Here is a 22,045-nt window from a genome sequence, read left to right on the forward strand (position 1 = left end):
CGTGATTGCAAAGGATGCCGCCAACAGTGGCGGCGCCAATGTGCCACTTTTTAGCGCATGAATGCCATTTTTTGTTGCGGACTCTGCCTGGCTGGCAAAATTTATCCTCCCTGATGCCAGTGCATCCAAAAGCATCAGTAGAGGTATTCGCTAAGCGACAGATCCCTGCGGCGACACTTCGAATTCATCTGAGCCATCAGCCCCGTGCAAGGAAACCTTCGACGTCTCCGGCAACGCCAATCCGCCCGCCAGCGCCAGCACTGCGACGGCCATCAGGTAAAAAGCCGGGGACAGGTTGCTGCCGGTCGTGGTGATCAGCCAGGTGGCAACCAGTGGCGCGGTACCACCAAAAATCGTGTAGGCCATGTTGTAGGTGATCGCCGAGGCGGTGTAGCGCGTACGTGTAGGAAAGGTTTCGGAGAGCAAGGCCGCCGTGACCACACCACAGAGCACTGCTCCCACCGCCAACAACATTACGCCGATGATCGACGCAATGAACGAGCCGGAACTGGCCATCAGGAATGCGGGATACACCACCACAAGCAACAACACGCCAGCGCTCGCTATTGTCGCCCGCCGCCCGACCCTGTCGGAAAACATCCCGGCCAATGGGCAGATCGCGGCGGCAAAAATCAGCGCAATCACCGACACCAGCAATGCCGTGGCCCGGCTCAGACCGCCTGCGACTTGCAGGTACGTGGCGAAATAGGTGGTGAACATATAAAACGAAAGCGCCGTCAACGACACGAACGCGCCCAGGCAGCAGATCGCGGCACCATGGGTACGCAGGGTTTCGCGCAATGGGGAATGGGCCACTGCAGCCTCGTTGGCGACGGCTTGAAACGCCGGGGTTTCATCCAGTTTCCAGCGCAGATACAGCCCGACCAACCCCAACGGGGCTGCCAGCAGAAACGGCAAACGCCAGCCCCAAGTGCTCATGGCGTCCAGCGACAGCGACGACTCCAGCGCATAGGCCACCACCGCCGCGCAGGCAAAGGCGGAGAACGTCGAGACCGGCACAAAGCTGCCATACCAGGCGCGCTGGGTGCGCGGTGCATGCTCCATCAGATAAGCGCAGGCGCCAGCGTATTCACCCCCGGCGGAAAACCCCTGGGCACAGCGAATCAACGTCAACAACACCGGCGCCAGCACGCCAATTGCCGCGTAATTGGGCAGCACGCCAATCAACGTCGTCGCACCCGCCATCAGCAGGATGGTCAAGGCCAGGGTTTTCTTGCGCCCTACCCGGTCACCGAGCATGCCGAAGAAAATACCGCCCAAGGGCCGAAAAGCGAACGCCACAGCAAAGACAGCGAACGTCTTCAACAACGCGGCGCTGGGGTCGCTGCTGGGGAAAAACTGCTGAGCGATAGTCGTCGCCAAAAAGCCGTACACCGCAAAGTCGAACCACTCGACAAAATTGCCAATGGCCGCCGCACAGATCACGCGTCTCAAGGTGGCAGGGTCTACAGCCTTCATTGCTTGGGTTGTCATGCTGACCTCGGCGCGCTCATCAGGAAGGTATCGATTAGAAGTTATCGATTATCCGGGCCGCGCCGAGATGTACGTGCTCCACATGTGTCATCCGCATACTCAGGGCCGACCCGTTACCAAATGAGATTCGCAGGATTCATGCCATGAGACTCAGAGCGTGGTCCTCGCCGCCATCCCGCGCCGCCCCTGCAAGCCGCCGGTGTGCACAAAAATCAAGCGAGTGCCTCGGGCCAATAACCCTGCTGCCACCCGATCATGCAAAGCCAGTAGCGCTTTGCCGGTATACAGCGGCTCCAGTGGCAGGCCGCTGTCGGCTTCACTGACGGAGATGAAGTCCAGCAAGTGCGGATCGGTCCTGGCAAAGCCGCCGCGGCTCGCGTCCAGCAGGTAATAGCTGCAATGGCGCTCGTTAGCCCGCTCGATGACAGCAGAGACGTGCTCGGCGACACCGTGGTCGTCCGGCACCGCCAGAGCGCCATAGACCGGGTGGGCGCCCGTTTCAGCCAGGACCAGCCCGGCCAGGGTGGTTCCGGTGCCTGCCGCCAACCACCAGGCGTGATAATCGTCCCAACCCAGTTGACTCAATTGGCTGCGCGCTTGAACCACCAAATCGGCACAGCCCAAAGCACCGGGCAATCCACCACCGCCTTCCGGTACCGGGTGCAGGTGCGGGTAAAGTGCTTGCCATGGCAACCAGAAATCCGCCTGATGCCGAGCCCGATAACCGGCGTAACCCAACCAGTGCAGCTGCATGCCAAATGCCTGCAAATCAAGACTTGTCGGGGTGTCTTGCGCATGGCCGCGCAGCAGGCCGACGGTGGGGAAACCGAAGCGTTTGCCCGCTGCGGCCAAGGCATGCAGGTGATTGGAATGCGCACCGCCGAGGCTGATCACGCCTTCAGCACCGGCCTCGGCTGCCGCCGCCAGATGATGAGTCAGCTTGAACCACTTGTTGCCGGAGATCAGCGGGTCGATCAAGTCCAGACGAAGGACAGCCACCTCGACACCAGCCTGTTTTAGCCAAGGCAGATGCAAGGGTTGGAGGGGGGCGTTGGGCGGGTGGGGTATTGGGGGAAACATGAGGTTGGAGTCAGTAAACAAAGAGGCCGCAGTTTAGCATTGCGCCCTCTTTGGTTTTTTCAGGCAGACCGGCGAATCGGGTTCATTCGCGACAACGGGGCATTAGAGCTCGGCCGCCAACCGCGAACCCTGATTGATTGCGCGCTTAGCGTCCAGCTCGGCAGCGACGTCCGCGCCGCCGATCAGGTGCACGTTCTGCCCGGCTTCGACCAAGCCGTCATACAGTTCGCGCAGCGGGTCCTGACCTGCGCAAATGACAATGTTATCCACAGGCAATAGCTGCGGTTCACCTTCACCGATGCGGATGTGCAAGCCAGCATCATCAATGCTCAGGTATTCGACACCATTGAGCATTTGCACCTGCTTGTTCTTCAGACCCGTGCGATGAATCCAGCCAGTGGTTTTACCCAGGCCGTCACCGACCTTGGTTTTCTTGCGCTGCAAGAGGAACACCTGACGCGCAGGAGCCTGCGGCTCGGCCTTGATTCCGGCGACGCCACCACGCGCCTCCAGCGTCGCGTCGATGCCCCACTCTTTCCAGAACGCAGCGCAGTCGAGACTCGTGGACACGCCCTTGTGCACCAAATATTCCGACACATCGAAACCGATACCGCCCGCGCCGATCACTGCGACGCTTTTCCCTACTGGCTTACGCCCCAGAATCACGTCGAGGTAATTCAGCACTTTTTCATGCTCGACACCGGGAATAGCCGGCGTACGCGGGGCAATGCCCGTCGCCAGAATAATCTCGTCGTAACCGGCACCCAGCAGATCGCTGACAGCCACCCGGGTGTTCAAGCAGACCTCGACACCGGTGGTTTGCAGCTTGCGAGAAAAATAGCGCAGGGTTTCGGAGAACTCTTCCTTGCCCGGCACCCGTTTGGCAACGTTGAACTGGCCACCGATCTCGCTGGCCGAATCGAACAATGTCACCTGATGCCCGCGCTCGGCAGCCACCGTTGCCGCGGCCAGACCCGCTGGACCGGCACCGATCACCGCGATTTTCTTGATCTGCTGCACGGGCAGGTAGTTGAGTTCAGTCTCGTGGCAGGCGCGCGGATTGACCAGACAACTGGTCAATTTGCCACCGAAGGTATGGTCCAGACAGGCTTGGTTGCAGCCGATGCAGGTGTTGATTTCATCACTGCGACCGGCGGCGGCCTTGTTGACGAAATCCGCATCCGCCAGAAACGGCCGCGCCATGGACACCATGTCGGCATCGCCCTCGCTGAGTATCTGCTCAGCAATTTCCGGGGTGTTGATGCGGTTGGTGGTGATCAGTGGAATGCTCACCGAGCCGCGCAATTTAGCCGTGACCTTGCTGAAAGCCGCCCGCGGAACCTTGGTCGCGATAGTCGGGATTCGTGCCTCATGCCAACCGATACCGGTGTTGATCAGGGTTGCACCCGCCGCCTCGATGGCTTTGGCCAGTTGCACGATTTCTTCCCAGACGCTGCCACCTTCCACCAGATCGAGCATCGACAGGCGATAGATAATAATGAAGTTCGGGCCTACCGCCTCGCGCACGCGACGGACGATTTCCACTGGCAGGCGCATGCGATTTTCATAGCTGCCACCCCAGCGATCAGTGCGATGGTTGGTGTGAGCGGCCAGGAACTGGTTAATGAAATAACCTTCCGAGCCCATGATTTCAACGCCGTCGTACTCGGCGATCTGCGCCAGGGTCGAACAGGTGACGAAATCCTGAATTTGCTTTTCGATGCCCTCTTCGTCCAGTTCTTTGGGCTTGAACGGGTTGATCGGCGCCTGAATCGCGCTTGGAGCGACTTGCCTGGGGCTGTAGGCATAGCGTCCGGCGTGGAGGATCTGCATGCAGATTTTGCCACCGGCTTCATGCACTGCCTTGGTGACGATGCGATGTTTGTCCGCTTCTTCAACCGTGGTCAACTTGGCTGCGCCGGAATACACCGCGCCTTCATCGTTGGGGCCGATACCGCCGGTCACCATCAGGCCAACACCACCACGGGCCCGCTCAGCGAAGTAAGCCGCCATGCGTTCGAATCCGCCGGGCTTTTCTTCAAGACCTGTGTGCATCGAGCCCATCAGGGTGCGGTTGCGCAAGGTGGTGAATCCCAGGTCCAGCGGGGCCAACAGGTGCGGGTAGAGAGCGGCGGCCATAAAAACTCCATCGAACGTCATCACGGGATGCGGGGGCCTCTATGGGCTCCCGTCAATTATTCAGGCAGGAGGCAAACTCACTGATCTGTCCATGGCACAAACATTAAAGAGCCAACCGGTCACACTCAATGACTCAAAGTGACAAGTTATTGATCCAAACGAACAGCGAGGGTTGGCAAGCGCGGCTCATCGCCCTACCCTAGTCGGTGAATCCTGCTCACGGCTGCTCTCTGTGTCTCCCATGCGCAAAATTTTCAATGTCTCCGTTGCCCTGCTGTTGATCGCCATGATCACCGGTTACGCCGTTTGGACCGGGCAACGCCCCGTAGGCCATTATCTTTCGGATCTGCGCATTCAACTGGCAGTGAATGACGGCCAACCCGGCGAGCGCGGCAACCTGCTGGGTATCCAGCCGGAGCTGTTCCCCACCGATTATCAAAGCCTCGAGCATCTGCACCGCAAGCTGGCGGCCTACCTGCAACAAGCCCGTGACCAGGGCCTGCTTAACGACAAAACCATCGTGGTGTTGCCTGAGCACATCGGTACCTGGCTGTTTGCCAGAGGCGAGAAAGATGAGTTGTATCAAGCCACGACGATCAATGAAGCCATGAACTGGCTGTCGGTCAGCAACCCCCTGCAATTCCTCAACGCGCTGATACGGGCCAAGGGCAGTAACCGGCTCGACGACGCTCATCTGCGCATGAAAGCACGGGCCATGGCCAAGGATTACCAGACGCTGTTCGGCGGTCTGGCCAAAGAGTTTGCCGTGACCCTGGTGGCAGGCTCAATCGTATTGCCCGAACCGAGCATCGATAACGGCCAACTGCACATCGGCCCAGGCCCTCTGTACAACAGCAGCCTGGTATTCAGCAGCGACGGCCTGCCGATTGGCCAGCCGCAGCGTCAGCTGTACCCGACGTTCGCGGAACGCAATTACATCCAGCCAGCGACGCAGGCTGCGCTGAATGTCGTCGACACCCCGGCCGGACGCCTGGGGGTGCTGATCGGCAGTGACAGTTGGTATCCGCGTAATTACGCACAATTGAACAACAACGGCGCCGAATTGATTGCCGTGCCTGCGCTCGTCGTGGGCCATGGTCTCTGGTCCAAACCTTGGCAAGGCTATAAAAGTGCTTCGACACCTGAGGGCGTCAGCCTCAAGCCGGGAGAAATCAGCGAAGGTGCGGCCTGGCGCCGCCTGACCTTGACCGGCCATGCACCGGCCAGTACCGCACGTGCTGGGATTAGTGTGTTCATGCGTGGACAGTTCTGGGATCAGGACAGCTCCGGCGACAGTTTTGCCAATCGCCAAGGGCTGACCGGCACCGATCAAATCAGCGCCGACCAGCCTGGGCACGGTGCGCGCTTGATTAACCTCTGGCTGTGAATCGATGACTTCGCCACGGGTGCGTTTGGGTGATTTGTCAGTAGGCTTCGTGCACAGCCTGGCCGACGCTGTAAGCAGTTTCGGCCAGGACCCGGAGCCGTTGCTGGAACAATACGGGCTGGACCCGGCACGCTTGGCTGAGCCGGGTGCACGCCTGTCGATCCCGCGTTACATGCGCCTTGGGCACGCCGCCATCCAGCTGACTGGCGAACCGGGGCTGGGCCTGCGCATGGGCCAGTTGAGCCGTATCAGCCAAGCAGGACTGGCGGGCGTGACCGCCGCGCAGGCGCCCACCGTGCGCGAGGCAGCACGCTGCCTGATCCGCTTTGAAGCGCTTTTCGGTTCGAATTACCGAGGGCGGTCGAGCTTTCATGAGGACGCTCAAGGCGCATGGCTGCGTTTCTATTCCATCAGCCCGTACAACGCCTACAACCGCTTTGTGGTGGATTCGATTCTCGCCAGCTGGATTCAGCAGCTTTCGAGTCTGGCCGGCTGCCGCCTGCGTGCGGAAAAGGTCGACATCGAGTTTCCCGCGCCGGCTTACGCGGGGTCTTACAGCGACTTGAGCGATAACCCTGTAAGTTTTGCTGCTGACATCAATCAACTGCGCCTGAGCCTGTCGAGCCTCGGGCTACGCAACCCGGAGCACTGCCCCAGCACGTGGCGGCACTTGTTGCAATTGTGTGAGAAGGAACTGGAACAGCTCACCCGCACCCGCAGCCTGCGAGAGCGCATCACTCAGTTGCTCGGGCCGTTATTGAATGGTGGTCGGGAACCGGATCTGGAAGAAGTGGCCGCACGACTGAAGCTGCCGACTTGGACATTGCGTCGCAAATTGGCTGACGAAGGCACGCAGTTTCGCGCCATTCTCAATGACACCCGCCGCGACCTGGCGATGACCTATATCCGTGATACAGAACTGGCCTTCGGCGAAATAGCCTACCTGCTCGGCTTTGCCTCGGCCGAGGCTTTTCAACGCGCCTTCAAACGCTGGAACGGGCATACCCCGGGAGAGTTCCGCCGCAGCCAGCGTCAAGCCGGTTGACGCTTACAGCTCGGTAGCGTCGTCGGCGGGTTCCACTGGATCAAGTTCAAAAGCCTGATACTCAAGCAGTTCTTCCTGGTATTCGTCCATTACGCATGCCCTCTTTGGCTGATGCTCACTATTGGTTTTATGACTGACCACGGTTTTCACCTTAAAGTGCCAACGTGACGAAAAAATGAATGCGTCGCCCCCTAGGGAAAGGGATACCTGGTTCTGCGATCATCAGTACACCTGACACGACGCCATCGCGGCGGGACGCGTCGTTGCAAGCGCGCGCCTACAGTTTGCTGCGCGACAGCGCGGCGAGGCCTCCTACATAGCCCGTGTAGGCTTGACTTGCCCACGCCATCCGAAATAGTCTTCGATACATGAACCTGACCCAGCATGTCGTCCGCCCGATTATTATTACCGCCATTCCTATCTTGGCGGGTTAGCTGACGGCTGCACCCAACCCGCCCTCGAGGCGGGTTTTTCTTCTGTCTCCTGGGCAACACCTCTCGTACCAGGAGCCCATCAATGAGCGATTTGCTCAAGCAGTACGTCAAGAAAATCCTCACCTCGCGCGTCTATGACGTGGCCGTTGAAACCCCCTTGCAGCAGGCTCGCCAGCTGTCCGAGCGCCTCGGCAATCAGATATTGCTCAAGCGCGAAGACTTGCAGCCGGTGTTCTCGTTCAAGATTCGCGGCGCGTACAACAAGCTGACGCAACTGAGCGAAGCCGAACGGGCCAAGGGCGTGGTCACCGCGTCGGCCGGCAATCACGCGCAGGGGTTGGCGTTGGCGGCCAAGGTATTGGGGGTCAAAGCCACGATCGTCATGCCAAAAACCACCCCCGAGATCAAGGTCGAAGGCGTGCGTTCGCGCGGCGGCAAGGTGGTATTGCACGGCGACTCGTTCCCCGAGGCGCTGGCGTTCTCCCTGAAACTGGTCGAAGAAAAAGGCTACGTCTACGTCCACCCGTATGACGACCCGGACACCATTGCCGGGCAAGGCACCGTGGCGATGGAGATCCTGCGTCAGCATCCGGGCCGTCTGGACGCGATTTTTGTCCCGGTGGGCGGTGGCGGCTTGATCGCAGGTATCGCGGCGTACGTGAAATACCTGCGCCCGGAGATCAAGGTGATCGGCGTCGAGCCTGACGATTCCAACTGCCTGCAAGCGGCCATGGCCGCAGGCGAGCGCGTGGTGCTGAGTCAGGTCGGTCTGTTTGCCGATGGTGTGGCGGTGGCGCAGATTGGCAAGCACACCTTTGATATCTGCAAGGATTACGTCGACGAAGTGATCACCGTCAGCACCGACGAAATCTGCGCGGCGATCAAGGACATCTACGACGACACCCGCTCGATCACTGAGCCTGCCGGTGCATTGGGCGTGGCCGGGATCAAGAAGTACGTCGAGCGTTACGGCGTCAGTGGTCAGACCCTGGTGGCCATCGACTCCGGGGCCAACGTCAACTTCGACCGTCTGCGCCACGTTGCCGAACGCGCCGAGCTGGGCGAAGGCCGCGAAGCGATCATCGCGGTGACCATTCCCGAGAAGCCGGGCAGCTTCAAAGCCTTCTGCAAAGCCATCGGTAAACGCCAGATCACCGAATTCAACTACCGCTATCACACCGATCGCGAAGCGCACATCTTCGTCGGCGTGCAGACCCACCCGGAAAACGACCCGCGCGCCGCGCTGCTCAGCAGCCTGACCGAACAGGGCTTCCCGGTGCTGGACCTGACCCACAACGAACTGGCGAAGCTGCATATTCGGCACATGGTCGGTGGCCATGCGCCAAGGGTCAGCGATGAAGTGGTGTTCCGCTTCGAATTCCCCGAGCGTCCCGGCGCGCTGTTCAACTTCCTGAACAAGCTCGGCGGCCAGTGGAATATCTCGATGTTCCACTACCGCAACCACGGCGCTGCAGATGGCCGCGTTATGGCGGGGCTGGTGGTGCCGGAAGAGGAGCGTCACCTGATCCCTGCGGCACTGGCCGAGATCGGTTATCCATACTGGGATGAAACGGATAACCCGGCGTACAAGCTTTTTCTAAGCTGAGGAACGCTGCCCATCAAAAAGCCGCTGAACGGAGAAGTCTCAGCGGCTATTGGGCACCGGATGCTGCTTGCCAGACGCTAAGGTGTCGTTGCCTCCGGCTGAACAGGTGTCGGCGCAGGCGCTACAGGTTCGACCTTAATAGACTCGTGCTCAGCCGGTGCTGGCGCTGGTTCACTTCCATTGGCGGCAGCAGGAGCCGTCTCCGGAGAGGATTCTTTCGCAGGTTCTGTCGCAGGTACCGCCTCTGGAGTCGCAGGCTTGGTCTCGGCCAGCGCTGCCGGCTTTATCGCTTGAGCAGCCGGTTCTGGTATGCCCAGATCGGTTTTCGGTTTTTCAGGGATATGGGCGGCTTTTTTCACTTCAGGTGGCAAGAAGATTTCTACCAGCGTAAAGAAGCGATCATAGAACGTGGGTGACGAGACCGTCTCGCTGGCAACCTTGACCATCGAATCGTCAGTGGAGCCAATCGGCATCGACACCGAACCCAGTACGCCAACACCCACGCTCGCCGAATTGTTGACCTTCTTCAGCGCATAACGGTCCTGCAACGCATTGGCGAACATCGTCGCCCCATTAGCGGCAGTACCATCAGACGCGCAGACCACACTGAAGCTGATCTCCATATGGGTTTCACCCGTCTGCTGGAAGCTTTTGTGCCCGCTGATCACTTTCGGGTCACTGCTACTGATGATGTAGCCCTGGCTGAGCAAGGCTCGACGCGCCGCCTCACAGGACGCGGAATCGCTGACCGGGTAGTTTCTCGAAAAAGTACCGGAATCGTCGAAATTTTCATGCTCGTAGACCGCCGGCTTGGGCGATGAGCAGCCTGCGGCAGCCAGCAGGGTGGTGACCCAGCATGCGGTACGAAAGCTCAGTAATTTAGACATTGAAAATCCTGGGGAAAATAGCTGTCAGTAGAACTACAGTCCTGAAACGAGGGGGTAAGTCTGCAACAAGGCTGGCGTTCGATCAACGCAGTTTGGAGGTATGGTCGATTTGACTGACGCCTGGGGATTCTACACCCGTTCGGCTCACGCGCCGACGTTGATTATCCAAGGCGCCGATGGGCGTGACGAAGTGGAGCTTCTCCCGTAATGTCGACACTGTGCGACGCTGCCCAAGTTAATCGAAGGCCGCCGGGCCCTGATTTGAATTGAACCGATTTTTCCAGGCTGTGATTACGGCCCGCGTATCAAGGATTTCCCATGCATTGCGACACCATCGTTCTGGGCGCCGGGATTGTCGGCGTCAGTACCGCCCTGCAGTTACAGGCACGCGGCCGCAACGTGGTATTGCTCGACCGAGAGCAACCCGGCAACGGCACGAGCCATGGCAACGCCGGGCTGATCGAGCGCGCCAGCGTGATCCCCTATGCGTTTCCGCGCCAGCTGTCGAGCCTGCTGCGCTATGCCCTCAACCAGCAATCCGATGTGCGCTACAGCCTGCGTTATCTGCCTAAGGCAGGTCCGTGGCTGCTGCAATACTGGCGTAACTCGGGACCCAAAGGCCTGGCCGACGCGACTCGCTCCATGCTGCCGTTGGTCGAGCGCTGTGTCAGCGAACATGACCTGCTGTCGGAACCGGCAGGCATGGGCGGGCTGATCAAGGACAGTGGCTGGATCGAGGCCTTCCGCAACCTGCCCGCGTTTGAAAAGGCCAAAGAAGACGCGGCGGCGCTCAAAAAGTACGACTTGAACTATGAAGTGCTTGATCAGCAGCAGGTACACGAGCGCGAGCCCGGGCTGCATGCCAACGTCGTCGGCGGTATTCACTGGCTCGACCCGAAGACGGTCAGCGATCCGGGCGGTCTGACCCGCGGCTATGCTGAACTGTTCATCAAGCGCGGCGGCGTATTCGTGCTGGGTGATGCCTTGAGCCTGAGCCAGCGTGCCGACAAATGGGAGGTGCAGAGCGAAAAGGGCCTGATCATTGCCAACGAAGCCGTGGTGGCCCTCGGTCCTCAGGCCAGGGGCATTTTCGAGCCGCTGGGTTACCGGATTCCGCTGGCGGTGAAACGCGGCTACCACATGCACTACGCAGCCAAACCCGGTACTCAGTTGCATCACCCCATCGTTGACCGTCAGGGCGGTTATGTACTGGCACCGATGGTGCGAGGGATTCGTCTGACCACCGGCGTCGAGTTCGCCGACAGCGACGACCCTATCAATGAAATCCAGCTGCGCCGTTGCGAAAAGCTGGCACGCGGCTTCTACCCCCTTGGAGAACGTCTGGATGCCGAACCCTGGCTGGGTCGACGTCCGTGCCTGCCGGACATGTGCCCGGTGATCGGTCCGGCCAACCGTCATCCGGGGCTGTGGTTCAACTTCGGCCACGCCCACCACGGTCTGACGCTGGGCCCGGTCAGTGGCCGCCTGCTCGCAGAGCTGATGACCGGCGCCGAACCGTTTACCGACCCAGCCCCCTATAGCGCCGAACGCTTCCACTGATCGCCGGGGGCGGCAACTACCCGCATGAGCGTTACATCGCGGATCAACCCAGCGCTGAGGTCATTGGAAACTCAAGGGTAAACACCGCCCCGGCGCCGGGCCCGTCACTGTGAACCGTCAAGGTGCCGCCCATCTCCTTGGCGGCCAACGCGCAGCTGTGCAGGCCAAAGCCATGGCCCTCTTTGCGTGTCGTAAAGCCATGAACGAAAAGCTGCGGCAGATGCTCGGGGGCGATGCCTTCGCCGTCATCTTCCACACTCAATTGCAAACGCCTGCCCTCGCTGTTCTTGACCACCCTTGCGCGCAGGGTGATCGGGCCTGTCAGGTCATCGATAGCGTCCATGGCCTGCCTGGCATTTCGCAGCAAGTTGACCAAAATCTGGATAAACCGCGACTTATCCAGGAGCAACGCGGGCACATCAGAATACTCCTTGAGCGCGAGAACCTGATGCGCACCTACGACCCCGGCCCCCAAACGCAGGACATCCTCGATCGCGACATCCAGATCGACATCCTCGATAATGCTGGCCGAGCCCGCATGGGACTGCTGGGTCGCGACAATACTTTTGATGTGGTTGATGTTTTGGGTCAATGAGCCGAGCTCATCCAGCACGTTGCGCTGCTCGGCGGACAACGCGGCCGCCAGCTTGAACAAGTAAGGCAGCAACAGCTTTCCTTTTTCATCTCGCGCCAGAAACTCACCGATGTCGTCCGAGTGCTCCTGGATAAGCTCCACGACATTACTCAGGCTGCGAACCTTCGACTGGCGCAGCGTGGAACACACGATATCGGCCGAGATATTCACGCTGTTAAGCACGTTGCCGACGTTGTGCAGGACGTTGTTTGCGATTTCGGCCATACCGGCCAGGCGCGCGGAGGTCACCAACTCCCCCTGGGTCGCTTTCAGCTCGCGGGTGATGCTTTCGTTATTGCGCAGCGCGGTTTCCAGATCCTGCGTGCGCTCATGCACCATGTCTTCCAGCATGACAGTGGTCTGAAACAGATCGAAATCGGAACCTTGACCGTTGGTCCCACGTTCGGCGCGGTCCATCAGGACCTCAATGATCTTGTCCTTGCGAGCGATCTCGGCGTACAGACGCTTTTCGTCATCGGCGGACAGCTGGGTTCGCTCAAGCATGATCCACCTCGGGCAGCGCTGCGCCAATCGCGATACCGGTCAATGTCTGGTTGACGTGCACTCCGCGAAATTGCTCACCATAGGTCGTGAACCCGGTGACATTGTTGCTGCGAAAAATATCCTCAACGGCGTCATCAAGGCCATTGAGGGTGATTTCCATCCTGCGCAGGACGCAGTCGAACCCCAGAACCAACTGCGGTGGCCCGATTTCCGCGTTGAATGCGGCAAAGGACTGCTGGAGGTTTTCCACCAGATCCTCGCCATGCGCCAGGCGTAGCACCAACCCTTCCTCGATGGCACAGAAAAACGTCAGGCTCCCGTCACTGTTGGCCGACTGAATGGCACGCACATAGCTCGTCTCGCCGATCACCACCACCAGGGGCGACGCGGCGAAACTCAACGGGGTCAGGTCGCTTACCTCAACACCGATATAGCGGGCATATTCCTCGGCGGCGGGCAATCCGTTGATTTCTTTCACCACGCGATGTGCGGGGTCGGCCGCGGTCACCACCAGCCTTTTGGACGTCGGTACAAAATGCTGGATTTTGAATAGTTTGAACGGCAACGGGGTACTCAGCAGGACCACGACCGCGCTATCGCTGTGAAATGTCCCGTCGAAGTAGACGTAGGTATGGCCAAAAGACAACGCATCGGCTGCAGACCCACCGATCAGTGGCAACTTGCCCAGGGACCGTTGCAACGCGTTAGCCAGCGGCTCTTCACGCACTGAAAGGCCATCGGTCAGGAGCAGCGCAAAACCACTTGGGTCCACCACCCCTGACGCCTTGATCGTGAGCCTCTGTAACTGCCGTTGCGCAAACTCCATGACCTTGGCCGCTTCAAGTTGCTGCAGGTGGTCAATAGCACCCACCACCGCCACAAAATCACTTTCAGGAAAACTGACTCCGGTGATGCTGTCGGTGCAATAACCGACAGGGCCAATCTCCCCCGCCGTCGAGCAGCCAACAACGTCTACGCCTGGGAACAGACGCGCCATTTCTTGCGCGACTATCTCCCGGTCATAGGTCGGCGAACAGAAGAACAGCACCAGTGCCATGTCGTGCTGAACGACCCCTGCGTGAAACTCACGCACCGCCTCTCGTGTATCGGAAGCGAATGACTGCGCCCTGCGAATACTGCCTGGAGACTCCATGAGTCACTCCCTTTCACCCCACCAAGGCCGCAACCGATGCCAAAACGCCTTCACGCTTCGAGCATAACCTAATCCCGGAGCATGGAAGAAACAGAAGCGCTCACCGCGTGAGTGCTGGCGATGGCGTCCTGTAAAATGACGGACGCAAAAAAGCGACCCTAAGGTCGCTTGTTTGTTTGCTTCAAGGAGTTCAAGGGCCTTGAAGCGGGATATGGCGCAGCGGACGGGACTCGAACCCGCGACCCCCGGCGTGACAGGCCGGTATTCTAACCGACTGAACTACCGCTGCTTGTCGCTCGAGCTTGCACCCGATGAACTCATTTGAAACGGGCCTTCGAGAGCCTGTTTCGTTGTAACCCTGACTGATCAACCTTGCGGCTTTCCAGTCTCAGACCGGGCGAACCCAATCTGAAAAATATGGCGCAGCGGACGGGACTCGAACCCGCGACCCCCGGCGTGACAGGCCGGTATTCTAACCGACTGAACTACCGCTGCTTGTCGGTGGACTTTCGTCCTGTTCTCGTTAAAGAACACTCAATAAATGGTGGGTGATGACGGGATCGAACCGCCGACCCGCTGCTTGTAAGGCAGCTGCTCTCCCAGCTGAGCTAATCACCCTTTGCTTCGTTGAGGCCGCGAAATTTACGCAGGTATCGAACCTAAGTCAATACCCTGCTTGAAGTTTTTTTGAAAAGTACCATTTTGAATCAATCGTCTGACATCGTTTTACCGAATCACATTTGCGGGAGCGTATCTATCCGCGAACAGATCGGCACATTCAGGTCATGCCGGTTTGATGCAGCGCTTTCGCTGAAAACCTCAATCCTGATAAACCATCTTCCTGGTCATGCCGCCATCGACCACAAACTCCTGGCCGGTGACGAACCCTGCATTTTTCGACAGCAGCCAGACCACCATCGCAGCCACGTCTTCAACCGTCCCCACCCTGCCCACCGGGTGCTGGGCATGGTCGCTATCGGACAAAGGCTCTGCACGCCGCACTGACGGATCACGGGCATCGATCCAGCCAGGGCTGACAGCGTTTACACGAATTTCCGGCCCCAAACTGATGGCCAGAGCATGGGTCAACGCCAGCAGGCCGCCCTTGCTCGCTGCGTAGGCCTCTGTGTCCGGTTCCGATTGTGTGGCACGGGTCGAGGTCAGATTGACGATGGCGCCACCGTGAGCGCGCAGGTAAGGCGCGCAATGCTTGGCCAGCAGCATCGGCCCACTGAGATTGACGGCCAGTACCCGATTCCAGTCATGAAGACTCAAGCTTTCCAGTGTTGCATTGTGTGGATCGGCAACGGCCGCATTGCACACCAGCGCATCAAGGCGACCGAACTGCCCCAGCACTTCAGCCACACACAGCGCCACTTGCTCTTCACTGGACACGTCCATGGCAATGAACCAGGCGTTTTCGCCAAGCACCTTGGTCACTTTCGAACCACGAACACGATCCCGGTCCGTCAACACCACCTGCCAGCCTTCGCTGACCAGCCAGGCGGCAATGCCCAGACCGATACCGCGAGCAGCCCCTGTGACCAACGCGACCCGGCCATTGCTGGCTGGGGCCGCTTCCACCGCCCACTCACTCACAAAGCCGCCAGCCCGCGTGCCAGATCCGCCTGCAAGTCAGCAACGTCTTCGAGACCCACCGCAACCCTGATCAAGCTGTCACGAATCCCGGCAGCTTCCCGCTCTTGCGGCGCCAGACGCCCGTGAGAAGTGGTGCTCGGGTGGGTGATCGTGGTTTTGCTGTCGCCCAGGTTGGCGGTGATCGAAATCAACCGCGTAGCATCGATAAAGCGCCAGGCGCCTTCTTTGCCGCCTTTGACTTCAAAACTCACCACCGCACCAAAGCCCTTTTGCTGACGTTGCGCCAAGGCATGCTGTGGATGGCTCTTGAGGCCTGCGTAATGAACCTTTTCGATGCCGTCCTGCTGTTCCAGCCACTCGGCCAGAATCTGGGCGCTGGCGCAATGAGCGCGCATACGCAGACTCAAGGTTTCCAGGCCCTTGAGAAAGATCCAGGCGTTGAACGGGCTCAGCGTCGGCCCGGCGGTCCGCAGGAATCCCACTACTTCTTTCATCTGCTCGCTACGACCAGCAACCACACCGCCCATGCAACGGCCCTGGCCGTCGATGAACTTGGTCGCCGAATGCACGACCACGTCGGCGCCCAACAACAAAGGCTGTTGCAGCGCAGGCGTGCAGAAACAGTTGTCGACTACCAGCATCGCGCCTTTGGCATGCGCAATTTCGGACAGTGCAGCGATATCCACCAGCTCGGCCAGAGGATTTGACGGCGACTCGACGAACAGCAACCGGGTGTTGGCCTTGATCGCTGCATCCCAGCCAGACAGATCGGCCAGCGGAACATAGTCGACTTCGACACCGAAGCGCTTGAAGTACTTCTCGAACAGGCTGATGGTCGAACCGAACACACTGCGCGACACCAGCACGTGATCACCGGCGCTGCACAAGCTCATCACTACAGCAAGGATCGCCGCCATGCCTGTGGCGGTGGCGACGGCCTGCTCAGCACCTTCGAGTGCGGCAATACGCTCCTCGAAAGAACGCACGGTCGGGTTGGTATAACGCGAATAGACGTTGCCCGGCACTTCACCGGCGAACCGCGCCGCCGCATCGGCGGCAGTGCGGAACACGTAGCTGGACGTGAAGAACATAGGATCGCCATGCTCACCTTCCGGCGTGCGGTGCTGACCGGCACGCACGGCAAGGGTGTCGAAACCCACGCCGTCGAGATCACTGTCCAGCCGGCCTGCATCCCATTCGTGAGCCATGCCGCCTACCCCTTCTTAGTTGTTGTACAAATCGATAATGGCACTGACCGCCTGAGTCTTGACCTTGGAGGCGTCGTTGCGCGCCTGCTCGATCCTGTTCAGGTAATGCTCGTCGATATCGCCGGTCACGTACTTGCCGTCAAATACCGCGCAGTCAAAGTTTGCGATCTTGACCTTGCCGCCGCCCACTGCATCGATCAGGTCACTGAGGTCCTGATAAATCAGCCAGTCGGCGCCGATCAGGTCCGCAACGTCCTGCGTCGTACGATTGTGTGCGATCAGCTCATGAGCACTCGGCATGTCGATGCCGTAGACGTTCGGGTAACGCACAGCCGGTGCCGCAGAACAGAAGTACACGTTCTTGGCCCCGGCTTCACGGGCCATCTGAATGATCTGTTTGCAGGTGGTACCACGCACGATGGAGTCATCCACCAGCATCACGTTCTTGCCACGGAATTCCAGGTCGATAGCGTTGAGCTTCTGGCGCACGGACTTTTTCCGCGCAGCCTGCCCCGGCATGATGAACGTGCGACCGATGTAACGGTTCTTGACGAAACCTTCGCGGAACTTCACGCCCAGGCGATTGGCCAGTTCGAGCGCTGCGGTACGGCTGGTGTCAGGAATCGGGATGACCACGTCGATGTCGTGATCAGGGCGCTCGCGCACGATTTTGTCCGCCAGCCGCTCGCCCATGCGCAGACGCGCCTTGTACACCGAGACGCCGTCGATGATCGAGTCTGGACGCGCCAGATAAACGTGCTCGAAAATGCACGGTGCGTATTGCGGGTTGGTCGCACACTGGCGAGTGTGCAGCTTGCCGTCTTCGGTGATGTAGACCGCTTCGCCCGGCGCCAGATCACGGATCAGTGTGAAACCGAGCACATCCAGCGCAACGCTTTCGGAAGCGATCATGTACTCGACGCCTTCGTCGGTATGACGCTGACCGAAGACGATAGGACGTATGGCATGCGGGTCACGGAAACCGACGATGCCATAGCCAGTGATCATGGCGACCACGGCGTATCCGCCACGGCAACGGTGGTGCACATCGGTCACGGCCGCGAAGACGTCTTCTTCTGTCGGCTGCAACTTGCCGCGCTGGGCCAGTTCGTGAGCAAAAATGTTGAGCAACACTTCCGAATCGGAGTTGGTGTTGACGTGGCGCAGGTCAGATTCGTAAATCTCCTTGGCCAATTGCTCGACGTTGGTCAGGTTGCCGTTGTGCGCCAGAGTAATGCCATACGGCGAGTTGACGTAAAACGGCTGAGCTTCGGCCGAAGTCGAGCTGCCTGCGGTGGGATAGCGCACATGGCCGATACCCATGTGACCTACCAGGCGCTGCATATGGCGCTGGTGGAACACATCACGGACCAACCCATTATCCTTGCGCAGGAATAACCGGCCGCCATGGCTGGTTACGATACCGGCAGCGTCCTGGCCGCGGTGCTGGAGGACGGTTAGCGCGTCATACAGCGACTGATTGACGTTCGACTTACCGACGATACCGACGATGCCACACATGCGACGCAACCCCTACTTAGTGGAACTGGATTTACCGAACACTTCTTGCGGCATTGTTGACGGCAGGAGGTGTTCCTTGAACGGGAGATCAGCGGGTACGCTGATACCGCTGGCTAGCCACTTGCTGGACAACCCGAGAATCAGGTTTTTCGACCAGTCAGCGACCAATAGAAATTGTGGCATCAGTTTAGACTGCTGCCACCATTGATCTTGCTGTACGGGGCCCAGGCTCAACAGCCCGACCGCGACAACCACTAGCAAGCCTCCGCGCGCAGCGCCGAAGACCATACCCAGAAAACGATCGGTCCCGGAAAGCCCGGTGACGCGAATCAGTTCGCTGATAAGAAAGTTGACCATGGCGCCTACCAGCAAGGTGGCGACAAACAGGATGGTGCAGCCGGCAATCACGCGAGCTGAAGGTGTCTCGATGTAACTGACAAGGTACTGCGAAAGCGAGCCGCCGAACATCCAGGCAACAACACCGGCAATGATCCAGGTGAGTAACGACAATGCTTCCTTGACGAAGCCGCGTTTCAAACTGATCAAGGCGGAGATGGCAATGATCGCAATGATCGCCCAATCAACCGGGGTAAATGGCACGTTGAAGCCTACGGACGGATAAGGCGGCGTATTTTAGCAGAGCACCAGCCCGCCCGTAAGCAGCTATTACCGATTAGATGACGGACTCAATTTCGCTCAGGCTGAAAGCGCACCACCAAACCGTTGAGTTTCTGCTGTTTGCTCAACTGATCACGCAAACGATCAGCCTCGGCACGCTCAATCAGCGGCCCGACAAACACTCGGTTCAAGCCGTCCGAGGACCGAATATAAGCATTATAACCCTGAGCACGCAGGCTTTTCTGCAACGTGTCGGCACTGGCGCGATTGGACAGACTGGCCAGTTGCACCGACCAACTGACCGACAGGCCATTGGCATCCACACGACTGGGGTCCGCAGCGGGTTTGGCGGGCGCCTGAGCCGCTGCCGGCTTGACTGCCGGGACTGGCTGCGTGGTCGCGACCGACGGGGTCACAGTGGTTATTGGCACAGGCACTGAAGAGGCCTTGGGCTGAGCAAGGTCTTCGTCCGTCGGCACAGGCTCCTGCGGCAACGACTGAGGCTCTGGAACCGCTACGGGCTCGACCTGCACTTGAGGCGTCGCCGGTGTTTGCGGCGTGGCGGGCACATCGACCGACACGCGACGCGTTTCATCCTGGCGCGAAAACAACATCGGCAAAAAAATCACCGCCAATGCAACCAATACCAGTGCACCGACCATCCGCTGCTTGAACACGTTATCCAGCAAAGCCATTTGCAATGTCCTCCTTGGCGCGCCGGGCCAGCCATTCCAGGGCCTCGGCGACGCAATAAAATGATCCGAACAACAGAATTTCATCTTCGGCAGTCGCTTGATCGCACTGCCCTTCCAGCGCCAGTGCGACACTCTGATAAGACGTCACGCTTGCGCCAAGGTTCTGTAGCGCGGCCTGCAACTCGCCAGCCGAACAGCTACGGGGCGTCGGTAAAGGTGCAACAGCCCACTCCTGAACGCTGCCAGCCAGCTCGGCCAGTACGCCCTTGAGATCCTTGTCCGCCAGCAATCCGAAAACTGCCAGGCGTTTACCAGCCAGCGGCCGACTTGCCAGCCGCTGCGCCAGATAGTGTGCCGCATGAGGATTATGGCCGACATCCAGCAAAAGCTTCAGTGGCTTGCCATGCCAGTTGATCTGGCGCCGATCCAGACGACCGGTCAACCGCGTGCTGCTCAAGGCTGCACTAATGTGTTCCTGCACCCAGGGAAGATCCAGCAGCAGATAAGCCTGCAACGCCAATGCGGCATTTTCCATCGGCAGGTCAAGCAGCGGCAAGTGGTGCAATTCAACCAATCGGCCGCGCGCATCATGCCCCTGCCAATGCCAGTCACTGTCGGTCACCGCCAGATCGAAATCACGACCGCGCAACAGGAACGGGCAACCAAGCGCCTTGACGCGTTCGAGCAATGGCGCGGGAGGGTCGAGGTCGCCGCACAGGGCTGGACGCCCCTGACGAAAGATCCCGGCCTTTTCGAAGGCGACCGACTCTCGGGTATCACCCAACCAGTCAGCGTGATCAACGCCAATACTGGTGATCACGGCCAAATCGGCATCGATCAGGTTCACCGCATCCAGACGTCCACCGAGGCCTATTTCAAGGACCACCGCATCCAGCGCCGCACGCTCGAACAGCCAAAACGCCGCGAGCGTGCCCATTTCGAAGTAGGTCAGGGAGATGTTACCGCGAGCGGCTTCTACCGCCGCGAAGGCCTCGCACAGCTGGCTATCGGTGGCTTCAACACCCTGGACCTGCACCCGTTCGTTGTAACGCAACAAGTGCGGCGAGCTGTAAACACCCACCTTGAGCCCCTGCGCCTGCATCAATGAAGCAATGAACGCGCAGGTAGACCCCTTGCCGTTGGTCCCTGTAACTGTGATCACCCTGGGTGCCGGCCGGGTCAATCCCAGCTTGCCCGCCACTTGTTGCGAACGCTCCAGCCCCATATCGATGGCCGATGGATGCAGTTGCTCAAGGTAAGCGAGCCAGTCGCCCAAGGTACGCAGGGTCATACAGTGGCCGGTGCCGGCGGAACGATGATCGGTTCCAAAGGTGCGGCGATGAATTTTGGTGTCGGCAAGTTCATCATTTGGGCCAGCAGATTACCCAGACGCGGACGCAGTTCTTGACGCGGAACGATCAAATCGATAGCGCCATGTTCCAGCAGGAACTCACTGCGCTGGAAACCTTCTGGCAGTTTTTCACGCACAGTCTGTTCGATCACACGAGGACCGGCGAAGCCGATCAGCGCTTTAGGCTCGGCAATGATCACGTCGCCCAGCATCGCCAGACTGGCGGAAACACCACCGTAGACCGGGTCGGTCAGGACCGAGATAAACGGCAAGCCTTCCTCGCGCAAACGCGCCAATACCGCCGACGTCTTGGCCATTTGCATCAGGGAAATCAGCGCTTCCTGCATCCGCGCACCGCCGGAAGCAGCGAAGCAGACCATTGGGCAGCGATTTGCCAGTGCGTAGTTGGCCGCGCGGACAAACCGCTCGCCGACAATGGCACCCATCGAGCCGCCCATGAACGAGAATTCAAACGCGCAGGCCACGACGGGCATCCCGAGCAGCGTGCCGCTCATGGAGATCAGTGCATCTTTCTCGCCGGTCTGCTTCTGCGCAGCGACCAGGCGGTCCTTGTACTTCTTGCTGTCGCGAAACTTCAGTCGATCCACTGGCTCAAGGTCGGCGCCCAGCTCTGCACGCCCTTCCACATCGAGAAAGATGTTCAGACGAGCACGCGCGCCAATGCGCATGTGGTGATTGCACTTGGGGCAGACGTCCAGGGTCTTTTCGAGTTCCGGACGATAAAGCACCGCTTCACAAGACGGGCACTTATGCCAAAGCCCTTCTGGTACCGAGCTTTTTTTCACCTCGGAACGCATGATCGAAGGGATCAGTTTGTCTACCAACCAGTTGCTCATGCTTTCTTTCTCCAGTACCGGTGACTCGATCGCGCTAGCGATTCACAGTCCCGCGTATGCCCTTGAGCTAATTCATGTGTACAGCGGCGACAAGCACTTCAGGGATCGGCATACCGCCGGACCTGCCTGAACCGAACCTCGTCACTCGCCATTGTGACGACGCGCATCAGCGTCGTCGCTTATTCAATGTCGACCCGCGCGCTTATCGCTACGCCAGGCTTATGGACGGTGGCTAAACACTAACCGTCACATCAGGCAAACAACCTGTCAACG

General features: G+C 59.3%; 18 protein-coding genes and 3 tRNA genes. 4 read left to right on the forward strand and 17 right to left on the reverse strand.

What is annotated here, in order from left to right:
* Positions 1-150 precede the first annotated feature (150 nt).
* From ACVBEG_RS18615 to ACVBEG_RS18625, 3 genes are all read right to left on the reverse strand, one after another.
* Entirely contained in the window at positions 151-1,494 is a 1,344-nt protein-coding gene (locus ACVBEG_RS18615) for an MFS transporter (protein WP_323565893.1), read from the reverse strand.
* A gap of 150 nt (positions 1,495-1,644) precedes the next feature.
* Positions 1,645-2,574, reverse strand: a complete 930-nt coding sequence (locus ACVBEG_RS18620; RefSeq protein WP_322180760.1) for a 1-aminocyclopropane-1-carboxylate deaminase/D-cysteine desulfhydrase — start codon at positions 2,572-2,574, stop codon at positions 1,645-1,647.
* 102 nt (positions 2,575-2,676) lie between these two features.
* The gene (locus ACVBEG_RS18625) at positions 2,677-4,713 is read right to left on the reverse strand and encodes an NADPH-dependent 2,4-dienoyl-CoA reductase (protein WP_323569546.1); all 2,037 of its coding nucleotides are present in this window, start codon (positions 4,711-4,713) and stop codon (positions 2,677-2,679) included.
* 241 nt (positions 4,714-4,954) lie between these two features.
* On the opposite strand from ACVBEG_RS18625, the gene ACVBEG_RS18630 reads away from it, so the two are divergent.
* Positions 4,955-6,100 carry a carbon-nitrogen hydrolase family protein gene (locus tag ACVBEG_RS18630; protein ID WP_443690552.1) on the forward strand — a complete coding sequence of 382 codons (1,146 nt, stop codon included), beginning with the start codon at positions 4,955-4,957 and terminating at the stop codon, positions 6,098-6,100.
* 4 nt (positions 6,101-6,104) lie between these two features.
* The gene (locus ACVBEG_RS18635; protein WP_447108180.1) at positions 6,105-7,145 is read left to right on the forward strand and encodes an AraC family transcriptional regulator; all 1,041 of its coding nucleotides are present in this window, start codon (positions 6,105-6,107) and stop codon (positions 7,143-7,145) included.
* Between the two features lie 3 nt (positions 7,146-7,148).
* Here ACVBEG_RS18635 and ACVBEG_RS18640 read toward each other — a convergent pair whose 3' ends face one another.
* Positions 7,149-7,286, reverse strand: coding sequence for a hypothetical protein (locus ACVBEG_RS18640; RefSeq protein ID WP_322180769.1), 138 nt, complete (start codon positions 7,284-7,286; stop codon positions 7,149-7,151).
* A 342-nt stretch (positions 7,287-7,628) separates the two neighbouring features.
* Here ACVBEG_RS18640 and ilvA point away from each other — a divergent pair, with 342 nt between their 5' ends.
* Positions 7,629-9,185 (forward strand): threonine ammonia-lyase, biosynthetic, encoded by a 1,557-nt coding sequence (ilvA, locus tag ACVBEG_RS18645; RefSeq protein ID WP_447108474.1) that lies wholly within the window; start codon positions 7,629-7,631, stop codon positions 9,183-9,185.
* Positions 9,186-9,262: 77 nt separating this feature from the next.
* Here the strand turns inward: ilvA and ACVBEG_RS18650 are convergent, their stop codons facing one another.
* The gene (locus ACVBEG_RS18650) at positions 9,263-10,072 is read right to left on the reverse strand and encodes a DUF2242 domain-containing protein (protein WP_322180771.1); all 810 of its coding nucleotides are present in this window, start codon (positions 10,070-10,072) and stop codon (positions 9,263-9,265) included.
* Between the two features lie 318 nt (positions 10,073-10,390).
* Between ACVBEG_RS18650 and ACVBEG_RS18655 the strand changes: the two genes are divergently transcribed.
* Entirely contained in the window at positions 10,391-11,632 is a 1,242-nt protein-coding gene (locus ACVBEG_RS18655; protein WP_443696468.1) for an FAD-dependent oxidoreductase, read from the forward strand.
* 43 nt (positions 11,633-11,675) lie between these two features.
* Here ACVBEG_RS18655 and ACVBEG_RS18660 read toward each other — a convergent pair whose 3' ends face one another.
* The 12 genes from ACVBEG_RS18660 to accD all read right to left on the reverse strand — a co-directional run bounded on the left by ACVBEG_RS18660 (position 11,676) and on the right by accD (position 21,772).
* A complete protein-coding gene (locus ACVBEG_RS18660) occupies positions 11,676-12,770 on the reverse strand; it encodes a sensor histidine kinase (RefSeq protein WP_322180775.1) in 1,095 nt (364 codons plus the stop codon).
* On the reverse strand, positions 12,763-13,923 hold the full coding sequence (locus ACVBEG_RS18665; protein ID WP_323569539.1) for an FIST N-terminal domain-containing protein: 1,161 nt from the start codon (positions 13,921-13,923) through the stop codon (positions 12,763-12,765). Before ACVBEG_RS18665 ends, ACVBEG_RS18660 begins: the two co-directional genes overlap by 8 nt.
* A gap of 212 nt (positions 13,924-14,135) precedes the next feature.
* A tRNA-Asp gene (locus tag ACVBEG_RS18670) sits at positions 14,136-14,212 on the reverse strand.
* 129 nt (positions 14,213-14,341) lie between these two features.
* Positions 14,342-14,418: transfer RNA gene (locus ACVBEG_RS18675), tRNA-Asp, on the reverse strand.
* 47 nt (positions 14,419-14,465) lie between these two features.
* Positions 14,466-14,541: transfer RNA gene (locus ACVBEG_RS18680), tRNA-Val, on the reverse strand.
* Positions 14,542-14,742: 201 nt separating this feature from the next.
* Positions 14,743-15,507, reverse strand: coding sequence for an SDR family oxidoreductase (locus ACVBEG_RS18685; RefSeq protein ID WP_407074659.1), 765 nt, complete (start codon positions 15,505-15,507; stop codon positions 14,743-14,745).
* Between the two features lie 11 nt (positions 15,508-15,518).
* Complete coding sequence (locus ACVBEG_RS18690; RefSeq protein ID WP_322180780.1) at positions 15,519-16,730, reverse strand: O-succinylhomoserine sulfhydrylase; 1,212 nt, start codon at positions 16,728-16,730, stop codon at positions 15,519-15,521.
* Between the two features lie 15 nt (positions 16,731-16,745).
* The gene (gene purF, locus ACVBEG_RS18695; protein WP_322180782.1) at positions 16,746-18,251 is read right to left on the reverse strand and encodes an amidophosphoribosyltransferase; all 1,506 of its coding nucleotides are present in this window, start codon (positions 18,249-18,251) and stop codon (positions 16,746-16,748) included.
* A 12-nt stretch (positions 18,252-18,263) separates the two neighbouring features.
* Positions 18,264-18,851: a CvpA family protein gene (locus ACVBEG_RS18700; protein ID WP_219061602.1), complete on the reverse strand. Its 588-nt coding sequence runs from the start codon at positions 18,849-18,851 to the stop codon at positions 18,264-18,266.
* An 86-nt stretch (positions 18,852-18,937) separates the two neighbouring features.
* A complete protein-coding gene (locus tag ACVBEG_RS18705) occupies positions 18,938-19,564 on the reverse strand; it encodes an SPOR domain-containing protein (protein WP_322180785.1) in 627 nt (208 codons plus the stop codon).
* Positions 19,548-20,855: a bifunctional tetrahydrofolate synthase/dihydrofolate synthase gene (gene folC / locus ACVBEG_RS18710; RefSeq protein WP_323565961.1), complete on the reverse strand. Its 1,308-nt coding sequence runs from the start codon at positions 20,853-20,855 to the stop codon at positions 19,548-19,550. The genes ACVBEG_RS18705 and folC overlap by 17 nt, the downstream gene beginning before the upstream one ends.
* The gene (accD, locus tag ACVBEG_RS18715; protein WP_322180789.1) at positions 20,852-21,772 is read right to left on the reverse strand and encodes an acetyl-CoA carboxylase, carboxyltransferase subunit beta; all 921 of its coding nucleotides are present in this window, start codon (positions 21,770-21,772) and stop codon (positions 20,852-20,854) included. The genes folC and accD overlap by 4 nt, the downstream gene beginning before the upstream one ends.
* Between the last annotated feature and the right edge of the window lie 273 nt (positions 21,773-22,045).

Source organism: Pseudomonas sp. GG8, from assembly GCF_052976945.1.